This is a genomic window from Streptomyces sp. E11-3 (assembly GCF_046540415.1).
Lineage (GTDB): Bacteria > Actinomycetota > Actinomycetes > Streptomycetales > Streptomycetaceae > Streptomyces.
In genome coordinates this window covers 1-3,514 of sequence record NZ_JAZGRL010000031.1, presented here as the reverse complement: position 1 = coordinate 3,514, position 3,514 = coordinate 1, and the positions used below count along the sequence as shown (strand labels likewise).

At 73.0% G+C, this 3,514-nt stretch carries 3 protein-coding genes; all 3 read left to right on the top strand.

Going from position 1 to position 3,514, the window contains the following annotated elements:
- The coding region (locus U9R90_RS34445; RefSeq protein WP_411061281.1) for a tetratricopeptide repeat protein at positions 1-1,174 on the top strand (1,174 nt) is incomplete at its 5' end.
- Positions 1,175-1,342: 168 nt separating this feature from the next.
- Positions 1,343-2,431 carry an S-(hydroxymethyl)mycothiol dehydrogenase gene (locus U9R90_RS34440; protein WP_411061279.1) on the top strand — a complete coding sequence of 363 codons (1,089 nt, stop codon included), beginning with the start codon at positions 1,343-1,345 and terminating at the stop codon, positions 2,429-2,431.
- Entirely contained in the window at positions 2,431-3,060 is a 630-nt protein-coding gene (locus U9R90_RS34435; RefSeq protein ID WP_411061278.1) for an MBL fold metallo-hydrolase, read from the top strand. Before U9R90_RS34440 ends, U9R90_RS34435 begins: the two co-directional genes overlap by 1 nt.
- Positions 3,061-3,514 lie beyond the last annotated feature (454 nt).

Below are 3,514 nucleotides of genomic sequence, written 5' to 3'. Positions count from 1 at the left end.
CCCACGGCAGAAACGCCCCACCCCCTCGCCCGAACTCCTCGCCGCCCTCGCGGGCCGGCACAACGCGGGCCTGAGCCTGGGCCGCCTCGACCGCTGGGAGGAGGCCGGCAAGGTGCACCGCGCGGTCGCCGCCGAACGCGAGCACGCGCTCGGCCCCGACCACCCCGACACCCTCGCCAGCCGGTACGAGGTCGGGTTCGCCCTCAGCCGCACCGGCCGCCCCGCCGACGCGCTGCGCGAGTACACGCGCGTCGCCGAAGGACGCGAGCGCGCCCTTGGCCCCGACGATCCCGACACGCTGGCCGCCCGGCAGGAGATGGCGTACGTACTGGGCCAGCTCGCCCGGCACTTCGAGGCACACCAGGTGTACGCATCGGTGCTCGCCTCCCGCGAGCGCACGACCGGCCCCGACCACCCCGACACCCTGCGCTGCCGCCACAACCTCGCCTTCAACCTCAGCAGGCTGGGCCGCCTTGAGGACGCGTACCGCATGGCACTGGAGGTGGCCACCGCCCGCGCCCGGGTACTCGGCCCCGACCACCCCGACACCCTGGTCACGCAGTACGAAGTCGCCTACGCACTCGGTCAGTTAGGGCGCTGGAGCGAGGCGCTGCAGACCTACCGCGAGGTCGCCGAGGCCCGGCGCCAGGCCCTGGGCCCCGACCATCTGGACACCCTCGCCGCCCGCTACGAGGTGGGCATCAGCCTGGGCCGCCTCGGCCGCAGCGCCGAGGCGCTCACCCTGTACCGCGACCTGGTCGACGACCGCACCCGGGTGCAGGGCCCCGACCACCCCGAGACACTGCGCGCCCGGCATGGCCTAGGTGTCAACCTCGGCCGCCTGGGCCGCTGGGAAGAAGCCCTGGACGAGGCCCGCAACGTCAGCGCACTGCGCGAACGGGTCCTGGGCGCCGACCACCCCGACACCCTCGTCAGCCGCCGCGAGGTGGCCGTGGGCCTCGGCTGGCTCGGCCGCTGGGCGGACGCCCTCACCGAGTACCGCCAGGTCGCCGCCGCCCGGGAGCGGGTGCTCGGCGCCGACCACCCCGACGCCCTGGCCAGCCGCAACGACGAGGCCCACTGCCTGGAACAACTCGGCCGCGGCACCGAGGCCGTCGAGCTCTACCGCCGGGTGGCGGCCCTGCGCCAGCAGCGCGGCACCCAGGGCCGTTGACACTCCTCGCGGTGGAGGCCACCGACGGAATGTCGGCTGCGGCCGCCCCGCCGAGGTGACACCCTGACCCCTACCCGAGCTTGAGCAGCACCCGCATGACGCACCACACGCACTACTCGCAACACTCGCACTACTCGCACTACTCGCACTACACGAAAGGAGCGTGACATGGCCGCCCAGCAGGTACGCGGTGTCATCGCACCCGGCAAGAACGAACCGGTTCAGGTCCAGACGATCCTGGTCCCGGACCCGGGCCCGGGAGAGGCCGTGGTGAAGGTGCAGGCCTGCGGGGTCTGCCACACCGATCTGCACTACAAGCAGGGCGGCATCGGCGACGACTATCCTTTCCTGCTCGGCCACGAGGCCGCGGGCGTAGTGGAGTCGGTCGGCGAGGGCGTACGCGATGTGGCGCCCGGCGACTTCGTCATCCTCAACTGGCGTGCGGTGTGCGGCCAGTGCCGGGCCTGCCGCCGCGGCCGCCCCTGGTACTGCTTCGACACCCACAACGCCGAGCAGCAGATGACCCTCACCGACGGGACCCCGCTCGCCCCGGCCCTGGGCATCGGTGCCTTCGCGGAGAAGACGCTGGTCGCTGCCGGGCAGTGCACCAAGGTGGACCCCGCCGTGTCGCCCGCGGTGGCGGGGCTGCTCGGCTGCGGGGTGATGGCCGGCATCGGCGCCGCCATGAACACCGGCAACGTCGGGCGCGGCGACTCGGTGGCCGTCATCGGCTGCGGCGGCGTGGGCGCGGCGGCCGTCGTGGGGGCCCGGCTCGCGGGAGCGGCGCGGATCATCGCCGTCGACATCGACGACCGCAAACTCACCACCGCCCGCTCCATGGGCGCGACGCACACCGTCAACTCCCGTGAGACGGACCCGGTGGAGGCGATCCGCGCGCTCACCGACGGCTTCGGCGCCGATGTCGTCATCGAGGCGGTGGGCCGCCCCGAGACGTACCAGCAGGCCTTCTACGCCCGCGATCTGGCGGGCACGGTGGTCCTCGTCGGTGTGCCCACGCCGGAGATGCGGCTGGACCTGCCGCTGCTCGACGTGTTCGGCCGCGGTGGCGCGCTGAAGTCCTCCTGGTACGGCGACTGTCTGCCCTCGCGCGACTTCCCGATGCTCGTCGACCTGCACCAACAAGGCCGTATCGACCTCGAAGCCTTCGTCACCGAGACCATCGCGCTCGACGAGGTCGAGAAGGCGTTCGAGCGGATGCACCAGGGCGATGTGCTCCGTTCGGTGGTGATGCTGTGATGACCGCCCGCATCGAGCACCTGGTCACCTCCGGCACCTTCAGCCTCGACGGCGGCACCTGGGAGGTGGACAACAACGTCTGGATCGTCGGAGACGACCACGAGGCGATCGTCATCGACGCCGCCCATGACGCCGACGCCATCGCCACCGCGCTCGGCGACCGCACCCTGCGTGCCGTCGTCTGCACCCATGCCCACAACGACCACATCGACGCCGCGCCCGACCTCGCCGCGCGCACCGGCGCGCCGATCCTGCTGCACCCCGACGATCTGCCGCTGTGGAAGCAGACCCACCCGGAGCGCCTCCCGGACGGCACACTGGCCGACGGCCAGCAGCTCTCGGTCGCCGGTACCGACCTGACCGTGCTGCACACGCCGGGCCACGCCCCGGGCGCCGTCTGCCTGTACGCCCCGGCGCTGTCGACCGTCTTCAGCGGCGACACGCTGTTCCAGGGCGGCCCCGGGGCGACCGGCCGCTCGTTCTCGCACTTCCCGACGATCGTCGACTCGATCAGGGACCGGCTGCTCACCCTGCCACCGGAGACGGTGGTCCGCACCGGCCACGGCGACTCGACGACGATCGGCGCCGAGGCACCCCACCTGCAGGAGTGGCTCGACCGCGGCCACTGACCATTGCGGCGGACAGCCCCGGGGCCCAGGACCGCTTCCGCGGCCCTGGGCCCCGGGCGTCCCCGACTCCCTGCGGCGCACCCGGCCTATGGGCTCCGCCGAAACCCGCAGCCCGCCGCGGTGTGGCCAGGCGTGATGTGCCTCGCGCGGGCCCGGCCCCGGCGCGCGCCCTCGGTACGGCCAGGCCTGATGCGCCTCGCGCAGGTCCGTCCCGGCGCGTGCCGGGACGCGTAGCCACGCCCTGGCCTGGTGCGGCGAGCGTTGTCGGGTCTCGCGCCTGGCGTGGCCGCCTGGGTGTGTTTGCTCTGGTGTGCTTTGTGCAGGCATACGCCGTCCCTCGTGTGGCCTGCTCTGGCGTGTCTTGCGTGGCAAGGCTGTCCTGGTGTGGCCTGTTCGGGGGTGCCTCGCTTTGGTGCGGTGCGTGTTGTCGGGTGTCGCGCTGGCGCACCCGCAG

What these genes read in the sequence shown, in the direction of transcription:
- U9R90_RS34440 (WP_411061279.1), top strand. Translation starts at nt 1,343, where the DNA reads ATGGCCGCCCAGCAGGTACGCGGTGTCATCGCACCCGGCAAGAACGAA.
- U9R90_RS34435 (WP_411061278.1), top strand. Translation starts at nt 2,431, where the DNA reads ATGACCGCCCGCATCGAGCACCTGGTCACCTCCGGCACCTTCAGCCTC.